Origin of the sequence: Mesorhizobium sp. LNJC405B00, assembly GCF_000502615.1 — a bacterium.
Taxonomy (GTDB): domain Bacteria; phylum Pseudomonadota; class Alphaproteobacteria; order Rhizobiales; family Rhizobiaceae; genus Mesorhizobium.
Window position 1 is genome coordinate 1 of sequence record NZ_AYWC01000038.1, and the last position, 18,635, is coordinate 18,635.

The 18,635-nt window shown below is 63.9% G+C and carries 12 protein-coding genes and 1 pseudogene; 8 read left to right on the top strand and 5 right to left on the bottom strand.

What is annotated here, in order from left to right; all coding sequences use genetic code 11:
- Positions 1-3,868: 3,868 nt before the first annotated feature.
- Both phbB and X756_RS137020 read right to left on the bottom strand, forming a co-directional pair.
- Positions 3,869-4,594, bottom strand: a complete 726-nt coding sequence (phbB, locus tag X756_RS137025) for an acetoacetyl-CoA reductase (protein ID WP_023707257.1) — start codon at positions 4,592-4,594, stop codon at positions 3,869-3,871.
- 129 nt (positions 4,595-4,723) lie between these two features.
- Positions 4,724-5,908 (bottom strand): acetyl-CoA C-acetyltransferase, encoded by a 1,185-nt coding sequence (locus tag X756_RS137020; RefSeq protein ID WP_023673832.1) that lies wholly within the window; start codon positions 5,906-5,908, stop codon positions 4,724-4,726.
- Positions 5,909-6,209: 301 nt separating this feature from the next.
- Here X756_RS137020 and phaR point away from each other — a divergent pair, with 301 nt between their 5' ends.
- Positions 6,210-6,824, top strand: a complete 615-nt coding sequence (gene phaR, locus X756_RS137015; RefSeq protein ID WP_023731809.1) for a polyhydroxyalkanoate synthesis repressor PhaR — start codon at positions 6,210-6,212, stop codon at positions 6,822-6,824.
- 45 nt (positions 6,825-6,869) lie between these two features.
- Here the strand turns inward: phaR and X756_RS137010 are convergent, their stop codons facing one another.
- Both X756_RS137010 and X756_RS137005 read right to left on the bottom strand, forming a co-directional pair.
- The gene (locus X756_RS137010; protein WP_023731810.1) at positions 6,870-7,364 is read right to left on the bottom strand and encodes a GNAT family N-acetyltransferase; all 495 of its coding nucleotides are present in this window, start codon (positions 7,362-7,364) and stop codon (positions 6,870-6,872) included.
- Positions 7,365-7,375: 11 nt separating this feature from the next.
- Positions 7,376-7,795, bottom strand: coding sequence for a rhodanese-like domain-containing protein (locus X756_RS137005; RefSeq protein ID WP_023731811.1), 420 nt, complete (start codon positions 7,793-7,795; stop codon positions 7,376-7,378).
- Between the two features lie 68 nt (positions 7,796-7,863).
- Here X756_RS137005 and ftrA point away from each other — a divergent pair, with 68 nt between their 5' ends.
- Positions 7,864-8,877: a transcriptional regulator FtrA gene (gene ftrA / locus X756_RS137000; protein ID WP_198020105.1), complete on the top strand. Its 1,014-nt coding sequence runs from the start codon at positions 7,864-7,866 to the stop codon at positions 8,875-8,877.
- Positions 8,878-8,904: 27 nt separating this feature from the next.
- Here ftrA and X756_RS01000000166305 read toward each other — a convergent pair.
- Positions 8,905-9,976, bottom strand: a pseudogene (locus X756_RS01000000166305) (citrate synthase).
- A gap of 93 nt (positions 9,977-10,069) precedes the next feature.
- Here X756_RS01000000166305 and X756_RS136995 point away from each other — a divergent pair.
- The 6 genes from X756_RS136995 (at position 10,070) to X756_RS136975 (ending at position 18,511) form a co-directional block, all read left to right on the top strand.
- A complete protein-coding gene (locus tag X756_RS136995; RefSeq protein ID WP_023731815.1) occupies positions 10,070-11,158 on the top strand; it encodes a citrate synthase/methylcitrate synthase in 1,089 nt (362 codons plus the stop codon).
- 201 nt (positions 11,159-11,359) lie between these two features.
- On the top strand, positions 11,360-12,490 hold the full coding sequence (locus X756_RS136990) for a patatin-like phospholipase family protein (protein WP_023731816.1): 1,131 nt from the start codon (positions 11,360-11,362) through the stop codon (positions 12,488-12,490).
- Positions 12,491-12,998: 508 nt separating this feature from the next.
- Complete coding sequence (locus X756_RS136985) at positions 12,999-14,177, top strand: efflux RND transporter periplasmic adaptor subunit (RefSeq protein ID WP_023715055.1); 1,179 nt, start codon at positions 12,999-13,001, stop codon at positions 14,175-14,177.
- Positions 14,178-14,378: 201 nt separating this feature from the next.
- A complete protein-coding gene (locus tag X756_RS136980) occupies positions 14,379-17,489 on the top strand; it encodes an efflux RND transporter permease subunit (protein WP_245264600.1) in 3,111 nt (1,036 codons plus the stop codon).
- Positions 17,490-17,585: 96 nt separating this feature from the next.
- The gene (locus X756_RS1000000168395) at positions 17,586-17,744 is read left to right on the top strand and encodes a DUF3309 family protein (RefSeq protein WP_023685825.1); all 159 of its coding nucleotides are present in this window, start codon (positions 17,586-17,588) and stop codon (positions 17,742-17,744) included.
- Between the two features lie 350 nt (positions 17,745-18,094).
- Positions 18,095-18,511: a DOPA 4,5-dioxygenase family protein gene (locus X756_RS136975; protein WP_023731819.1), complete on the top strand. Its 417-nt coding sequence runs from the start codon at positions 18,095-18,097 to the stop codon at positions 18,509-18,511.
- Positions 18,512-18,635 lie beyond the last annotated feature (124 nt).

Sequence of the window (18,635 nt, forward strand, 5' to 3'; positions counted from 1 at the left end):
CTACACGACGCTCTTCCGATCTTGGCGCGGGCGCTGCTCGAAACGACCCTGCCGCCACAACAAGATGGGCTTTGGGGCTTCGGCCTCGGGGGCAGGCTCAGCGCTTCCACCCTCCCCCTCGTGGGGAGGGTCGGCGCGCAGCGCCGGGGTGGGGGCAGCGCTGGCGTCGGCGGTTGCGCCTGAAGCGTCTGCTGTGTCTGCACCTGCTTCGTCAACGCTGTCACCCGCGTCGCTTCGCGCCGCGACCTCCGCCATCGAGGGAGAGGTAAGGGCGTCGGTGCTTTCGGGGACGGTGTCGTCAGCTTCTGCAACAGCCGGAGCTTCTTCCGTGATTTCTATGGGGGCTTCGACTTGGGGAGCTTCGACCTGTTCTTCCGCGACGGGCTCTGCCGTTGCTTCCGCGATGGCTGGAGCTTCGGCGGTGGCTTCAACGGCCGCAGTTGGCTCCGAACCCTCGGGAGGTGCGCCCGGCTGAGCGTCCGCAGCAACAGCCTCCGCTGCGGCTTCGGCGACGGGCTGCTCAGCCGCAGGCTCAGCGGCGGCAACCGCATCCGGCTCCGATCCAACGGCCGGCGCTTCAGCGACGGCTTCACTTGCAGCGGCTTCCGCCGCCTTGGCCTGTTCAGCTTTTGCAGCCGCGTCCGCAGCCAGCTTGGCGGCAGCCGCTTCCCGCGCCGCGTTGTCCTGTGCTTCCAGCCGCGCCTTGACCTCTGCCGGCGGCTTCGGCTCGGCGCGATAGCCGAGACCTTTCAGGATCTCTTCCATGTCGTCGGCGGTGGCGCCGAGGATGGACATCATCGGCGGCGTCACCATGAAGGACTGGCCGTCATAGGCGCCGTCCGGGCGCTGTCCCAGACCGGGCTTCCAGTTGGTCGCAGGCCGGATCAGGTCGGCCAGCCGTTCCAGAATGTCGATGCGCACGGCGCGGCGGCCGAGATTGCGGTAGCCGGCAAGCTTGTAGAAGCTCTTGTCGAAAGCAGGATCGATGACCACCGAGGTGCGGCCGGAAGCCAGTGCGTGCACCACGTCGCCAAAGCCCGGCTTGTCCTTGCCGTCGTTCTTCAGCGCCCACAACAGCGTAATCAGTCCGGCGGGCGCCGGCTTGATCAGCGCCGGCACGAAGACGTGGTAGGCGCCGAAGCGCACACCGAGCCGGCGCAAGGCGGCGCGACCCTCCTGGTCGAGCGACTTCATTTCCTCGGCGATGTCGCGGCGGTTGATGAGGCCGAAATGCTCGACGAGCTGGAAGGCGATGCCACGGCCGATGCCGGCGATCTGCTCGGCATTCTTCAAGTCGACCAGTGGCTTCAGCAAGGATTCGATCTGGAAATTGACGAAGCGCTCGGCGCGCGCGGCGACCTTGTCGCGGGCGGGACCGGTCAACTGCTCGTCGGCCAAAAGCACCAGGCGCGGCTTCAGCGCGTCCTCGCCGGCAACCAGCGTGCCGATCGGCGCGCCGATCCAGCGCAGCGTGCCGTCGGAGCCGAGCGCAAGGTCGCCATTGGCGCAGGCGCCGAAGCGTTCGGCACGTGCCTCGAACTCGGCGGCCAGCGCTTTTTGCGCTGCCGTGCGCACGGCCTTGGCGTCTTCGCCGCCGGCGCTCTGGTCGGCGGTGAAGCGGAACCCTTGCAACTCGCCGACATGATGGCCTTCGACAAGGACGGTTCCGGTAGGACTGATTTCGGCTTCAGGCATTGTATTTTCTCTAAGGCGCCGCATGAGGACGGAAGTCCTGCGGTCTACAAACCGTTTCGTCAACCGCTCATGCAGCGCATCCGACAATCTGTCTTCGATTTCGCGCGTCTTTTCCCGCCAGTGTGCCTGATCGGCCAGCCAGCCCGGCCGGTTGGACACGAATGTCCAGGTGCGGATCTGCGCAATGCGGTGCGACAGCGTGTCGATGTCCCCCTCGGTCGTATCGGCGCGGCGCACCTGCTCGGCCATGTAGTTCTCGTCGACATGGCCGTGTTTGGCGAGGTCGGTGTAGATAGAAGCGATCAGGTCGGAGTGCTGGGCCGGCGCGATCTTGCGGTAGTCCGGCAACGCGCAGGCTTCCCACAGCAGCGCGACGCGCTTGGCATTGGTAGCCAGCGCGCGGATGTCCTCGTCGCGGGAGAGATGTTCGAGCGCCTGGGCATCGACCGCCGGCAGCGCCCGCGTCAGGCCTTCGACCGGCGCGTTGGTTTCGATCGAGCGCTTCAGCGCGTCGAGGCTGGCGAAGTCGAAATGCGCGGTGCGCCATTGCAGCACCTTCACCGGATCGAACTCGTGCCCCTCGATGCGCTTGACCAACTCCTCGTCCAGCGGATCGACCTGGCCGGTGACGCCGAAGGTGCCGTCGCGCAGATGGCGGCCGGCGCGGCCGGCGATCTGGCCGAGCTCGGCCGCCGTGAGATTGCGGTACTGATAGCCGTCGAATTTGCGGTTCTGGGCGAAGGCGACATGATCGAGATCAAGGTTGAGCCCCATGCCGATGGCGTCGGTGGCGACGAGATAGTCGACGTCGCCTGCCTGGAACATTGCCACCTGGGCATTGCGGGTGCGGGGCGACAGCGCGCCGAGCACGACCGCCGCTCCTCCTTGCTGGCGGCGGATCAGCTCAGCGATGGCATAGACCTCGTCGGCGGAGAAAGCGACGATCGCCGTACGCCGCGGCAGGCGGGTCAATTTCTTCGAGCCGGCATAGGCCAGGTGCGACAGGCGAGGGCGCGTCACCACCGAGACGCCTCTCAGCAGCTTTTGCAGGATGCCATGCATGGTGGCCGCGCCGAGCAGCAGCGTTTCCTGGCGGCCGCGCAGGTGCAGGATACGGTCGGTGAAGATGTGGCCGCGCTCGAGGTCGCCGGCGAGTTGCACCTCGTCGATGGCGACGAAGGCAACGTCGGTCTCGCGCGGCATGGCTTCGACGGTGCAGACCGAATATTTCGCGCCGGGCGGCTGGATTTTTTCCTCGCCGGTGATGAGCGCCACCTTGTGGGCGCCGACCTTTTCGCAGACGCGGGCATAGACCTCGCGCGCCAGAAGGCGGAGCGGCAGGCCGATAATGCCGCTCTCATGTGCCACCATGCGCTCGATGGCGAGATGGGTCTTGCCGGTGTTGGTCGGACCCAGCACGGCAGTCACGTCGCGGCCCGACAGGATCAGCGGCTCGGTGTGTTTCGGCTGGATGTTCATCGGCCTGGAGATGAGGCTTTCTGCATCGTGTTGTCGGGAGCGCGCCTCGCGTGGCGCGTATGACAGGCGACACATAGGGATTTCAGGCGCGAAGCGAAAGCGGAATGTTCCGGCCGGCAGTCCCACGGTTCGTCGTTGAGGTCTCAATTAACAGTTGGAACGAGTCTGGAACGAATCGGCGACGAATCAGTGACTCCGGCAGATTCAGCTTTTGTTCACGGCTACATGTGGATTTTGCGAGCCTGAGTCTCACCATATGCTGAATCGCGGAAACTGGCCCGATTCCTGCAAGGGGACCATTGGCGTTAACCTTTGCCGGCGGGGCATCGTCGTGATCCGATACGCCTCGGCCAACATTATGAAATTGTTGAATTTTCTTAATCGGCCTTAACCAGTTTCCGGTGGTTTTCGGCCTTGGTCGTTAACGTTCCGCTCAAAGCCGGAACGAATGGGTGACGAATCAGCGATAGCGGGATTTTCCTGGTTTGTTCACCCCAACATGTTGTGTTATCCACAGCTTGTCCACCGAGAATTCACAGCTTGCGAACCGGGTTTTGCACAGGGCGCCTAAAAATCGTTAATCTTTGCGTGCCGGAACGGGTCAATGTCTAGCGCGCAGCCCGGGAACATCGCCGGCCGGCGATGAAAAAACGGGCCATAAGCCGGCCCGTTCTACCGGGAGAAATGCTGTCGTTCAGACGAAGTACTGGCCGCCATTGGCTGTAATGGTCGAACCGGTGATGAAGCCGGCGTCTTCGGAAGCGAGGAAGACGACGCAACGCGCGATCTCTTCCGGTTCGCCGAGGCGGCCGACCGGGATCTGCGGGATGATGCGTTCATTCAGCACCTTCTCGTCGATCGCCTTGACCATCTCGGTGGCGATGTAGCCGGGGCAGATAACATTGACGGTGATGCCCGCGCGCGCGCCCTCCTGCGCCAGCGCCTTCGAGAAGCCGATGTCGCCGGCCTTTGCGGCGGAATAGTTGACCTGGCCGGCCTGGCCTTTCTGGCCGTTGATGGAGGAAATGGTGATGACGCGGCCGAATTTGCGGTCGCGCATGCCGCCCCACAGCGGATGCGTCATGTTGAAGACCCCAGACAGATTGGTGTCGATGACTTCCTTCCACTGCTCGCGCGTCAGCTTGTGGAACATGGCGTCGCGGGTAATGCCGGCATTGTTGACCAGCACCGAGACCGGGCCGAGATCGGCCTCGACCTGTTTGATTCCGGCGGCACAGGCGTCGTAGTCGGCGACCGACCATTTGTAGGCCTTGATGCCGGTTTGTGCGCTGAACTTCCCCGCTGCCTCGTCATTGCCGGCATAGTTGGCTGCAACGGTGTAACCGGCATTCTTCAGGCCGATCGATATGGCGGCGCCGATGCCGCGCGATCCACCGGTGACGAGCGCTACTTTGGTCATTGAAAGTTCTTCCTCCCTTTGGTCGGAAGAAGGGAATAGGGAGTAGGGAGTAGCGAGTAGGGATCGATATCCCGCCGCGCTGCTCCTTCTTCCCCATTCACTACTCCCTATTCACTACTCACTTCTCTTTCACAGCGCTTCCACGCACAGAGCGACGCCCATGCCGCCGCCGATGCACAGCGTGGCAAGGCCCTTCTTGGCGCCGCGGCGGCGCATCTCGAAAACCAGCGTGTTGAAGACGCGGGCGCCCGACGCGCCGATCGGATGGCCGATGGCGATGGCGCCGCCATTGACGTTGACGATCGACGTATCCCAGCCCATGCCCTTGTTGACGGCGCAGGCCTGCGCGGCGAAGGCTTCATTGGCCTCGACAAGGTCGAGGTCCTTGACCGACCAGCCGGCCTTCTCGAGCGCCCGCTTCGAGGCGGGAATAGGTCCGGTGCCCATGATCGCCGGATCGACGCCGGCCGTCGCCCATGAGGCGATGCGCACCAGCGGGGTGATGCCGCGCCTTGTGGCTTCAGCCTCGCTCATCAGCAGCGCGCCGGCGGCGCCGTCATTGATGCCCGACGCGTTGGCGGCGGTCACGGTGCCGTCCTTGTCGAAAGCCGGCTTCAGCTTGGACATGGCGTCGATGGTGGCGCCGTGGCGGATGTACTCGTCCTGGTCGACGACAGTGTCGCCCTTCCTGCCCTTGATCGTGAAGGCGACGATCTCGTCCTTGAACTTGCCGGCCTTCTGCGCGGCCTCGGCCTTGTTTTGCGAGGCCAGCGCAAACTGGTCCTGGTCGTCGCGGGTGATCTGGAACTGGCGGGCGACGTTCTCGGCGGTGTTGCCCATGTGGTAGCCGTTGAAGGCGTCCCACAACCCGTCCTTGATCATGGTATCGATCATCTTGTAGTCGCCCATCTTGACGCCGGCGCGCAGGTGCTCGGCGTGCGGCGACAGCGACATCGATTCCTGGCCGCCGGCGATGATCACAGTGGCGTCGCCGGCGGCGATCTGCTGCATGCCGAGCGCGATGGCGCGCAGGCCAGAGCCGCAAACCTGGTTGAGCCCCCAGGCGGTGGTCTCCTTGGGCAGGCCGGCATTGATCGACGCCTGGCGGGCGGGGTTCTGGCCCTGCGCGGCGGTCAGCACCTGGCCGAGAATGACCTCGTCGACTTCACCCGGCTCGACGCCGGCGCGCGCCAAAAGCTCCCTGATGACGACGGCGCCAAGTTCATGCGCCGGGGTGGCGGCGAAGGCGCCGTTGAAAGAGCCGACAGCCGTGCGTGCGGCGCTGGCAACGACGATTGAATTGGAAGCGGACATTTTTCTCTCCAGACTTCGAGGTGTCGTGTTCTTGGGGCTTGTTGGGACTTTTCTTGCCCGTTCCACACCCCAAGTCAAACCGGAAATGGGCATGCCGGCCAGGCGCCGCAAGCAGGGCGCGGGCGGCCGGCGGGACCGCCCATCCTTTGCTGCGCAGCATAATTAGCCCGCCATGCAGCAATAAATGATGCCGCACTGCACAAAGCGCTTGGAATTATAGAGCTTTTGCGCATATCCTTAAAAATGGCGCAATCGTTACCGGCGGCTTACTCAGGCGCGCCGGTGTCCCGGGAGGATGCTGATGGCCGCGAAAGACGACCCTATCATTATCAAGAAATATGCCAATCGCCGGCTCTACAATACCGGCACCAGCACCTATGTGACGCTCGAGGATCTGGCCGAGATGGTCAAGAAGGGCGAGGAGTTCACCGTCCAGGACGCCAAGACCGGTGACGACATTACCCATCCGGTGCTGACGCAGATCATCTTCGAACTGGAGAACAAGGATGGGCAGAACATGCTGCCGATCCCGTTCCTGCGCCAGCTGATCGCTTTCTATGGCGACCAGATGCAGCAGATCGTGCCGAGCTTCCTCGAACAGTCGATGATGGCCTTCTCCAAGGAACAGGAGCGGTTCCGCGAGCAGATGAAGGGCGCGATCGGCAAGTCGCCGCTGGATGTGATGAAGATCGCCACGCCGATCAAGGCGCTGGAAGAGCAGACACGCCGCAACATGGAAATGTTCCAGAACGCGATGCGCCTGTTCACGCCCTTCCCGACCGCCGCCACAAATGCTGCGGCCGCGGCTGCACCCGAGCCGGCCCGCAAGGACGTCGCGGAAAAGAGCGGCGACGACCTTCAGGAACTGAAGCAACAGATCGCCGCCATGCAGCGCAAGCTCGACACCATGTCGTAAGCGACCGCCGCATGGTCGACCGCCCTCAGTTGGTCGAGGCGGCCGTCACGGGTCGATTTTCAGCTGCCACGGTTCCCAGATATCGTCGGGCTGGCCGTCGAGCGAGCGGTAGAAGGCTTTGGCCGGCGAGTTGGATTTCAGCACCGTCCATTTGATGGCGGAGGCGCCAATGCTCAAAGCGTGTTGGCGAAGCTGTTCAACAAGCGCATGGCCGACCCCCATGCCGCGCGTCGCTTCAGTGACGTAGAGTTCCTTCAGCCAGACAACCGGCTTCAGGTCGTAGGTCCAGGGGATGAGGTAGTGGACGGCGATGCCGACGATCACGCCCTCTCGCTCCGCCACCAACACGCCGAACCGGGGCGATGGCCCCAGCCCGTGCTCGATGAGGTTCGCTTCGGTGACGCGAAGCTTGTCGTCATAACCCTCGAAGACGGCTAGCGCCCGTATGAGGGCGAGCACCGCACCGACATCCTGGCGCACGAATGGACGAATTCTAACCATCGCCTTCTGCATGCTTGCCCAGTCTTCAAGGCCGACCATATCGCGTGGCCTCACGCGTGCAAGCCACCGGGCTCCTTGCCTGAAGCGAAAGGAAGGTCCTCGTCCTGCCAACCGGCTATGCCGCCGATCATGATCTTAACGGGACGACCGAGGCTGGCCAGCTTGAAGGCCGCCTGATCCGCGCCATTGCAATGCGGTCCCGCGCAATAGACGACGAACAGCGTCCTTTCGGGCCATTGCACCATCCGCCCGGCCGATATTTCGCGGTGGGGCAGATGCAGCGCGCCCGGCACATGGCGGCGTCCATAGGCTTCCGGCGAACCGACCACATGCAGGAGAACAAAGTCCGGCTCCCCGGCACGCAGTGCGGCGGCGACGTCGGAACAGTCGGTCTCGACGGAAAGCCGGCGCAGAAAATGGTCGCGGGCGATATCCGGCGATGCCGCCGGAATGTCTGTCACGTGGCTCATCCTCGTATCTCCATTGCTGATGCGACGGAGAGATAAGACAGGAAGCAGGGCGATTGCAGCTGGCAGCTTTGCCATATATCGTCAAGATCATGCCATCCTCTGCCAATCCGCGCCCTGCCAACCCTCTTGTCGTTGCCGTTGCCTATGACGGGCTGTGCACGTTCGAGTTTGGCGTGGCGGTTGAGATCTTCGCCTTGCCCCGGCCGGAAATGGGTGAGGATTGGTACCGTTTTGCAGTTGCCGGTATTGATACCGGTGAAATGCGCGCGCTGGGCGGCGTGCGTATTGTTGCCGACGGCGGGATCGATCTGATCGGCCAGGCCGGCACGGTGATCGTACCGGGATGGCGCGGAACGGAGGCTCCGGTGCCGCCGGCGCTGATCGAGGCGCTTCGAAAGGCACACGAGCGCGGCTCTCGCATTCTTTCGATCTGTTCGGGCGTGTTCGTGCTTGCCGCCGCCGGCCTGCTTGCGGGCAAAAGAGCGACCACGCATTGGCGCTACAGCGAGAAGCTGACGGAGATGTACCCCGACATCACCGTGATTCCGGACGTTTTGTACATCGATGAGGGCAATGTGCTGACATCGGCAGGCAGTGCCGCGGGCATCGACCTCTGCCTGCATCTGGTTCGGCGCGACTTCGGCACCAAGGCTGCAAACATGGTGGCGCGTCGCCTGGTGGTGCCGCCGCATCGCGACGGCGGCCAGGCGCAGTATGTCGAGAGTTCCGTTCCCGAGCCACATGAGCGCAGCCGGCTTGGACCGTTGATCGACAGGATGCGCGCCGATATTGCCGCCGACTATCCCGTCGCCATCTTGGCCGAGCTTGCCGGGATGAGCGAGCGGACATTCCTGCGCCGGTTCGCGGCCGCGACCGGTGTCACGCCGGCGCGCTGGCTGCTGTCGGAACGGCTTTCGCGGGCGCGCACGCTGCTGGAAGACACCGCCATGCCGATCGAACGGATTGCCGAGACCGCCGGCTTTGGCGCGGCAGGCACGCTGCGGCATCACTTCCGCCGGCAATTCGCCACGACGCCTGTCGCTTATCGTGCGCGGTTTGGGAGCACGGCCAGGTCGGCCTGACGCATATCACCAGAAGGCAATGCGCGGTCAGGTCATGGATCCGACATAGCGGCCACGCGGCCTGATGATGCTGCCGCTAATGATCTGTTCGACCATATGCGCGGCCCAGCCGACGCTGCGTCCAAGCGCGAATAGCTGGAACGGTGCATCGCGCGGCAAGCCAAGGCCGCGCGTCAGAGCGGCCAAGGCAAAGTCGATGTTGGGGTGCGCGCCGGTCGCCGCCATGGCGGCTTTTTGCAACTGTTGCAGTGTCTCGTCGACAGGGATGACTGCCAGAAGTGCGGTGGCACGGGGATCGCCGTCGGGATAGAGCGGATGGCCGAACGCCGGCAAGGGCCGATCATGGCCGAGCCAGCGCCGGATCGCCGCATCCGCGCCGTGGGCTGCTGCATCTTCAGCCAGTTGCATCACAGATCGGAAGAGCACACGTCTGANCGCGGGCGGCGAAGGTCGATGCGTTGAGTTCATGATCGGCGAGCAGGACGAGGGCGCAGCGGATCGCTTCCGCGCCGGCATCATCCACCGACCAGCCCTGCGCCAGGCGCTTATGGACGGGCGCTGTGCCGGCTTCAGCGCCCAGCGACTGCGCCAGCGCTCCGACTGTGCGCGCGGCCTCGGTGCACAGCGAGGCGGCGCTGCGTCCTAGCGAAGGCCGCCCGTGGCCTGCAAGCATGGCAAGCTGCGCAAAGGCCGAGGCGCGGCCGACTGGATGAGGCGCTTCAGATGACGGAGCTTTGAACATCACCGGTTCAGGCGAGGCCCAGAGCACAGCAGCGGTTTCCTCCAGCGTCGCCGCTTTGGAAAGCGCAACGGCGTCTTGCCCTCGGTAGGTCAGTCGGCCGTGCAGCACAGTCGAAATCGCGGTGACAATCGAGGGTTCGCCCCAGGCGATCGCACTCTCGGCGATGGCCGAGGGACTGCGGCCGCGCGCCCGGCGGGTCGCCAATGCCGCGATGTCATCGGCGCGGTACTGGCTGCGGCGCGGGTCGCTCTCATCCGGCCGCATGCCGATGCGGCCACGGCTGACATAGGCGTAGAGCGTCTGCGGCCGGACCTTGAGCCTTTCCAGCGCCTCTTCCCGCGACAGCCATTCGGACATTTTTAGCTCACATATTGATTATATTGATCAAGATTGATCGAGGCGCAGCCCAACCCTTATCTCCCATGCAGAAAAGCTGCAAGGAGATGAGATATGGCGAACGGGCTCGATGATGTGGTGGCGGCGGAGACCGTGCTCTCCGATGTCGATGGCCTTGGCGGCCGCCTGACGATCCGCGGTCATTCGCTGCCGGAATTGGCGGGACGCTGGCGCTATGCGCAAGTGGTTCGCCTGTTGCTCGACGGCTTCTTCGACGGCCTTCCCGGCGATGCCGAACTGGCAGCGAGGCTGGGCAAGGCTCGCGTCGAGGTGTTCGAGCGGCTTGCGCCCTCGCTGCCGCTGCTCGCACCGCTTGAGATCTATAGCGCCATGCGCGCCGGCATGGCGCTGCTGCCGGATGGCGAGACGCTGACGGACGCCTTGCGGCTGATCGCGGCGCCCGCCGTGCTGACGCCGGCTCTGCTGCGGCTGGCGCGCGGCGAGCAGCCGACCGCACCTGACGCTAAGGCCGATCATGCCGCCGACATGCTGAGGATGCTCGAGGGATCCGTCCCGTCGCCGGCGCTGGCAAGGGCACTCGACACCTATCTGGTGACCGTGTGCGATCACGGCCTCAACGCCTCGACCTTTGCCACCCGCGTCGTCGCATCGACGCTGGCAGGGCTGACATCGTCGGTGCTGGCCGGGCTCGGCGCGCTCAAGGGGCCGCTGCACGGCGGCGCGCCCGGCCCGGTGATCGAGATGCTCGATGCAATCCAGGCGCATGGCGACGCGGCCGGTTGGCTGCGCGAGAAGGTCGCGCATGGCGAGCGCATCATGGGTTTCGGCCATCGTATCTACCGCGTGCGCGATCCGCGCGCCGATGTACTGAAAGCCGTCGTGCGGCAGCTCGGCAGCGAGGGTGAAGCCGGCCGCCGCCTGGCCTTCGCCGAACAGGTCGAGCACACGGCGCTCGAAGTGCTGCGGATCGCCAAGCCGCAGCGCTCGCTGCAGACCAATGTCGAGTTTTACACAGCGCTTGTGCTTGAGGCGGCTGGCTTTCCGCCACAGGCGTTCAGCAATGTCTTTGCCGCCGGACGTGTCGCCGGCTGGATCGCGCATGCGCGCGAACAGCAGACGACGGGGCGGCTGATCCGTCCACAGTCGCGCTATGTCGGGCCGGTGCCGGACCTCGTGGCCTGAGGCCCGCCTGTTTCGGTGGAGCAGCCCCTTCAAAGCGGGGCTTTCTTCATGACCGAAATTTCATGTGATCACGCGACCGTGTTCGTGTTCTTGCCTTCGTCATCCCTTATATGCTGCGCTGCAACATAAGTCCGCTGCAGTCGAACCCTCCCGATTCCCGGGCGGGTTGTGGCAGCAGCGACCAAACCGAACAGGAACGCCATGACCAAAAACGGCAAGGCGGAGGAAACGAAAAAGATCAACATTGCGCTGCAGGGAGGCGGCTCGCACGGGGCTTTCTCCTGGGGCGTACTCGACCGGCTGCTGGAGGATGGCAGGCTCGACATTTCAGCCGTGTCCGGCACCAGCGCCGGCGCGATGAATGCGGTGGCGCTGGCCGATGGTTTTGTGCGCGGCGGCGTCGAGGGTGCACGGCAAAAGCTCGACGATTTCTGGCGCGCGGTGGCGGCCAAGGGCCGCTTCAGCCCGGTGCAGCGCATGCCGTGGGACGTCGCCTGGGGCAACTGGTCGATCGAGAACACGCCCGGCTATTTCTTCTTCGACACCATGTCCCGAGTGTTTTCGCCCTATGTCGCCAATCCGCTGGGCTTGAACCCGCTGCGCGACGTGGTCGAGCAGGAGATCGATTTCAAAAATGTTCACGCCTGCAAGTCAATGGAGCTGTTCATTTCGGCGACCAATGTCGAGACCGGCCAGCTGCGCATCTTTTCCGATGGCGAGATCGACCTCGACACGGTGATGGCCTCGGCCTGCCTGCCGCAATTGTTCCGCGCCGTCGAGATCAAGGGCGTGCCCTATTGGGATGGCGGCTATGGCGGCAATCCGGCGCTGTTCCCGTTCTTCAAGACGGCGGCGACCGAGGATGTGCTTTTGGTGCAGATCAATCCGGTGGTGCGCGAAGGCACGCCGAAAAGCGCCAACGAAATCCAGAACCGCATCGACGAGATCACCTTCAATGCCGGGCTGCTGAACGAATTCCGCTCGATCGCCTTCGTCAAGGAACTGATCGCCGCCGGCCGGCTGCCGCCTGGCGAATACCGCGACATCCGCATGCACCGCATCGATGCCGACGAAGCGTTCAAGGATCTGTCGGCGTCATCCAAGGTCAACGCCGAATGGGCTTTTTTGACCTATTTGCGCGACCTTGGCCGCATAGCGGCGAGCGACTGGCTGGAGGAGAATTACGACGCCGTCGGCAAGCGGCCGACGCTCGATCTTTCCGGCGAACTCGATGACGGCTTCAAACCGGTGCGCGGGCCGGCACCGGGACGGCGGGTGAAGGAATTTCTCGCCGCCCGCAAGAAGCCGGACGCGGAACGCCGGCGGGCCTGAGTCCGCCCGGATCGATCAAGACGATCAGCGAAGTGTTCGGCAAATCGGAGTAGCGCCGATGACTTTCCGTCCCGGAACAACCGTTGCGTGTGACGGTATACAAAATCATACTGACGCCTGCTGCCATTCACTGAGTGGCTACGCAGGTCGCGCCCACATTTGAGCGTCAAGGCACAGGGGGGTGTCAGTGCTCAAAACGCCTTGAAAACAAAGCGCCTCCAACATCCGTATGGTTCCGAGACTGTGGTTCCGCCGCCTGACGGGGCGCCGATAAAACCGTTTTCGTTGGCCACACTACATCGCCTGGCACAATGTTCCTGCAACTTTTCGACTGTATTGCGATGCAACTTTGATGTAGAAGCGCGGCTTCGCCGTTCACGGCAAATTGAACACGGCCTGGCGCGCACCCATATCGGCGACGCGCCCGAGTTGGAAGACACGGTAGCTGTTAGACGACGGACACCCTGTTGGATAACGACTTGGCCGAACCCCGCAGTGGAAAAAAATGATGCCGAAGATCAGGTTTCACAAGCTTGCCGCTATTGTTGTGCTCATCGGCTTCGCGGCCTGGATGGGAACAGGCGCGTTCTCGTCCGTCGGCAGCGCCGCTGTCGAAGGTGCTGGCAAGGCAGGCGATCAGGCCAAGCCGGGCGATCAGGCCAAGGCGCCGGATGCAGCCAAGGCGGCCGAGGCCGAACCGAAGGCGCCGCTGCGCACCGTCGCTGTGGTGACGCCGCCGCGCAAGACCTATGCCCGCGCCATCCGCATTTCCGGGCTGACCGAGGCCGACAAGCGCGCCGTGCTGGCGACGCGCGTCGCCGGCGTCATCGAAAAGCTGCCGGTCAAGCAGGGCGATCACGTCAAGACCGGCGATCTGGTGCTGATGCTTGCGGCGGAAGAAAAGATCTCGATGGTCGACAATGCCAAGCAGCTCGTCGTGCAGCGCCAGGCTGAACTCGACGCATCGCTGCGGCTCATGAAGACCGGCAATCTGCCCAAGCTGCAGCTCGACACGGCGCGTTCGAATCTGACCGCTGCGCAGTCGCAGCTGGAAACGGCGCAGGCCGAACTCGAGCGCAATCTGGTCAAGGCGCCCTTCGACGGCGTCATCGACCGGGTGCCGGTGGAGCTCGGCAGTTCCATCATGCAGGGCGGCGAGGTGGCAACCATCCTCAAGCTCGATCCGGTGATTGCGCGCGGCGAAGTCAGCGAACGCGACCTCGGCTATCTCAAGCTTGGCGACAAGGCCACTGTCCGGCTGGTCAGCGGCCAGACCGTCGAAGGCACCGTGCGCTACATCAGCCGCGACGCCTCGTCGGCCACCCGAACCTTCCGCGTCGAGATCGCCGTCCCCAATGCCGACGGCTCGGTGCCGGCCGGCATGACGGCAGAGATTGCGCTCAGCGCGCAGCCGACCGACGCCGTCATGTTGCCGCGCTCCGTGGTGACGCTGGGCGACAAGGGAGACCTCGGCATCCGCGCCGTCGACAAGGACAACAAGGTGGTATTCTTCCCGATCGACCTCGTTGACGACTCGCCGAAGGGCCTCGTGCTTGGCGGCATTCCCGCCGATGCCCGCGTCATCGTCGCCGGCCAGGAACTCGTGAAGGAAGGCGACGTAGTCAAGCCGGTCGAGGCCGACCAGGCGACCATCCAGAAACTGTTGGGCGAAGCGACAACGCAGTAGCGCCGGGTGGCCCCGGACGGGGGCAACCGGCCGCAATGCGGCTCCTGAAATTTTGAGAACAGGCCATGGATATCGTCAAACTCGCGATCAACAATGCCCGGCTGACCATTGCGGTGCTGGTCTTCCTGCTGCTGGCGGGCTGGGTCGNTCGTCAAACTCGCGATCAACAATGCCCGGCTGACCATTGCGGTGCTGGTCTTCCTGCTGCTGGCGGGCTGGGTCGCCTATCAGTCGACGCCGAAGGAAGCGGAACCCGACGTTCCTACCCCTTATGTTTATATAAATGTCGCCTATCAAGGCATCGCGCCCGAAGACGCTGAAAGACTTCTGCTTAGGCCGCTGGAGGCAAAGCTTAAGAGCCTTAAGGGGTTAAAGGAGATGAAATCATCCGCCTATCAGGGCGGCGCCTTTGTCTTCCTTGAGTTTCTGCCGTCTATAAAAGTCGACACCGCGGTGACAGATACACGCTCGAAGGTTCAGGACGCGAAGGCTGACCTGCCCCAAGCGGCAGAAGAACCGGTTGTTACCGAGGTCAACATTTCCGAGTTTCCCGTCCTGGTCGTCACGCTGTCCGGCGATGTGCCCGAGCGTGTGCTTACGGCGGCGGCGCGCGAACTGCGCGACCGCATCGAGGAAGTACCGGGCGTTCTTGAGGGCACCATACAAGGCGCGCGCGACGATCTTGTCGAAGTCGTCATCGACCCGATGAAGCTGTCCTCCTACGGCCTGCAGCTCGACCAGTTGATCGGCGCGGTCGGCGCTTCCAACAGCCTGGTCGCCGCCGGCAACATCGAGGGTTCGGAAGGCAAATACGCGGTCAAGGTGCCGTCGCTGATCGAGACACCCGAGGATGTCGCGTCCTTGCCGGTGGTCGCCGGCCCCAATGCCGTCGTGCAGGCGAAGGACATCGCCACGGTGCGTTCGACCTTCGCCGACGCCGAGACCATCACCCGCCTCAACGGTAAGCCGGCCATCGCCATCGAAGTCAAGAAGCGCATCGGCGCCAATCTGATCGACACGCTGGCCAAGGTGCGGGAAGTGTCCGACGCCTATGTCAAGACCATGCCGGAAGGCATGAACATCACCTACACGCAGGACAAGTCGGTCTTCGTCAACCAGCTTCTGGGCGATCTGCAGAACCACGTGATGATCGCCGTCATCCTGGTGTTCATCGTCATCCTCTATGCGCTGTCGGGCCGCGCCTCGCTGCTGATCGGGCTTGCCATTCCGTCATCGTTCCTGATCGGCATCCTGCTCTTGGCGATGATGGGCTACACCATCAACATGATCGTGCTGTTCAGCCTTATCCTGGCGGTCGGCATGCTGGTCGACGACGCCATCATCGTCACCGAGTTCGCCGAACGGCGCATGGGCGAAGGCATGCCGAAGGCGGAAGCCTTCACGCTGGCCGCCAAGCGCATGGCCGGTCCGGTCATCGCCGCGACCATGACCCGCATCGCGGCGTTTTCGCCGCTGCTGTTCTGGCCCGGCATCATCGGCGACTTCATGAAATACATGCCGATCACGCTGATCGTCACGCTGTCGGCCTCGATGCTTTATGCGCTGGTGTTCGCGCCGACGCTGGGCGCGCTTTTCGCCAAGGCGCCGGAGCATCACGAGGAACACAATCGCGACGGCTGGTACATGGCGCTGGTCAAGCAGGCGGTGCGCTTCCCCATCACTGTGCTGGTGCTCACAGCCGTGCTGCTCACCGGCGTCGGCTTCGCCTATTCGAAGTATGGCGCCGGCGTCGAGTTCTTCCCCAGCGTCGAGCCCGATTACGGCCTGCTCTATGTGCATGCCCGCGGCAATCTCTCGCTGGCCGAAATGGATACGGCGACCAGGATCGCCGAAAACCGGCTGCTCGGCTGGCCCGGCGTCAAATCGGTCTACACCCGCGTCGGCAAGACGCAAGGCGGCGGCCAGGACGTGCCGGAAGATGTCGTCGGCGTCATCCAGTATGAGTTCATCGACTGGCGCGAGCGCAAATCGGCGAACCATATCCTGGATGAGCTGCGCACCGTCATGGCCGGCATTCCCGGCGTCGATGTCGAGGTGCGCGTGCCGGAGGCCGGTCCTCCCACGGGCAAGGCGGTGCAGCTCCGGCTTTCGGCCATCGATCCCAAAGGGCTCGACGACCAGGCCCGTGCGGTCGCGGCGCGCATCGCCAAGGTGCCCGGTGTCATCGACGTTTCCGACGGCCTGCCGCCGCCCGGCGTGGACTGGGCGCTCGAGGTCGACCGCGCCAAGGCGGCGCAGTACGGCATCAGCCCGACCGCCGTCGGCACCGTGGTGCAATTGGTGACCAATGGGTTGAAGCTGTCCGAGTACCGGCCGGCCGGCGCCGACGATGCCGTCGATATCCGCCTGCGCCTGCCCGAAGACCGGCGCACGCTATCGACGCTCGACGAGCTCCGGGTGCAGACCGCGCAAGGCTCGGTGCCGATCTCGAACTTCGTCGTGCGCAAGCCGGAGCCGACCGTCGGCATCCTCAACCGCATCGACGGCGCCCGCACAGTGGTCGTCCAGGCCAACGTCGCCGCCGGTAACCAGGTTGCGGCGGTGCAGGCGGAGGTGACCAAGGCGGTCACCGACATGAAGCTCGACAGCGGCATACGCTGGAAGCTGGCGGGGTCGAACGAGGACAGCGCCGAAGCCAGCGCCTTCCTCGGCAAGGCCTTCGGCGCGGCGATCTTCCTGATCTTCCTGGTGCTGCTGATGCAGTTCAACAAGTTCACCAGCGTGCTTCTGGTGCTGTCCTGCGTGGTCATGGCGACGATCGGTGTGTTCCTGGGGCTGCTGCTGACCGGCGAAGCCTTCGGCATCGTCATGTCGGGCATCGGCGTCATCGCGCTGGCCGGCGTGGTGGTGAACAACAACATCGTCTTGATCGACACCTATGACCGGCTGCGCGAAGAGGGCTGGGACAAGATGGAGGCGGTGCTGCAGACCTGCCGCGAACGTGCCCGTCCGGTGGTGCTGACGGCGGTCTCGGCCATCCTTGGCGTGCTGCCGATCGCCTTTGGCCTCGGCCTTGAAATCTTCCATCACGAGACGACGATCAACGCGCCGTCGACGCAATGGTGGATTTCGCTATCCTCGGCGATCGTCTTCGGCCTGTCCTTCGCCACCTTGCTGACGCTGGTGGTGACGCCGTCCATGCTGATGATCTTCACGCGCAGCAAGAACAGCCGCTTCTATGCGTTTTTCCGCAGGATTTTCGGCCGCGACAAGAAGCCGGATGCGCCTGTGGGGCCGAGGCCGGGTCCGCTCGACGAACCGGCAATCGCCTTCCCGAAAGCCGCGGAATAGCTGCATTCGACCAGTCAGACAAAAGGCCGTCCGGAACAACCGGGCGGCCTTTTGCATTGTCCCCTCGTATCCGACCAGCAAGGCGAGGGACTCTTAATGACCGTCAGCACCATCCTCATCATTGTCTTGATCCTGATCCTGATCGGCGCCGTACCGGCCTGGCCGCATTCGCGCTCCTGGGGCTATGGGCCGTCGGGGATCGCCGGCGCTGTGCTGGTGGTGCTGCTGATCCTGGTGCTGATGGGCAGGGTTTGATCGGAGCCTGAGATATCGGAGATTAGCGTTTCCTCGCCCCACGAAGTGCAGGCAATAGGCATACGGCGGTGCCAGCCCCCACTCCGGCCGCTGCGCGGCCACCTCTCCCACATGTCCATGGGGGAGAGGAAATGCCAAGCTTTTCAAGGCAGCGATCTTGGCGATTAGCATTTCCTCTCCCCCACGAATGTGGGGGTAGAGGTGGCTGGGCGAAGCCGAGACGGAGTGGGGGAACTCCCTATGCGATTGGCCAGAAATCGAGATGACGAGCACACGCTGTGCCCCCCTTGGCCACCCCGCCCGCTTGCGTATACGCTGCCCGCACCACAATCACCGAGGGAGCCATCAAGGTGAACACCGCCAGCCCGCCCAGGCCGCTCGCCGAGATCGCCAGCTATCACGCCCACATCTACTATGACGGGCAAGCCGAACGGCAGCAGGCCGAATGGCTGCGCCTGCGCATCGGCGAACGCTTCCGCGTGCGCCTGGGCAACTGGCGCGACGAGCCGGTCGGCCCGCACGAACAGGCCATGTACCAGGTCTCCTTCGCCACCGAGATCTTCGCCACGCTGGTCCCCTGGCTGATGCTTAACCATGGCGGCCTGAGCATCCTCATCCACCCCAACACCACCAACCCCAAGCGCGACCATCTGGTCGATCCGATCTGGATCGGGCGGCCGCTGGGGGTGCATGGCGAGGTGCTGGGCGAGGAGGACGAGGCGGAAGAAGCGCTGGAGGTCAATACCGAGCCGACGCTGGGGGCGTAGGGAGGCGTTCTGCAAAGTAGAGACTTGGCCTTGGAGACGCGTTCACCAGTAGCCTAGATGTTTAGTCCCAAGGTTTGATGGGTTGGATCGAGCCTGAATCGTTCGGGCTCTTTTGTCCAGATTT

Excerpts from the sequence above, each read along its gene's own strand:
- phbB (WP_023707257.1), bottom strand. The coding sequence starts at position 4,594 with ATGACCAAAGTAGCGCTCGTCACCGGTGGATCGCGCGGCATCGGCGCC.
- X756_RS136985 (WP_023715055.1), top strand. The coding sequence starts at position 12,999 with ATGCCGAAGATCAGGTTTCACAAGCTTGCCGCTATTGTTGTGCTCATC.
- X756_RS137005 (WP_023731811.1), bottom strand. The coding sequence starts at position 7,795 with ATGAGCCACGTGACAGACATTCCGGCGGCATCGCCGGATATCGCCCGC.
- X756_RS136995 (WP_023731815.1), top strand. The coding sequence starts at position 10,070 with ATGGCGAACGGGCTCGATGATGTGGTGGCGGCGGAGACCGTGCTCTCC.
- phaR (WP_023731809.1), top strand. The coding sequence starts at position 6,210 with ATGGCCGCGAAAGACGACCCTATCATTATCAAGAAATATGCCAATCGC.
- X756_RS137020 (WP_023673832.1), bottom strand. The coding sequence starts at position 5,908 with ATGTCCGCTTCCAATTCAATCGTCGTTGCCAGCGCCGCACGCACGGCT.
- X756_RS1000000168395 (WP_023685825.1), top strand. The coding sequence starts at position 17,586 with ATGACCGTCAGCACCATCCTCATCATTGTCTTGATCCTGATCCTGATC.
- X756_RS136990 (WP_023731816.1), top strand. The coding sequence starts at position 11,360 with ATGACCAAAAACGGCAAGGCGGAGGAAACGAAAAAGATCAACATTGCG.
- X756_RS137010 (WP_023731810.1), bottom strand. The coding sequence starts at position 7,364 with ATGGTCGGCCTTGAAGACTGGGCAAGCATGCAGAAGGCGATGGTTAGA.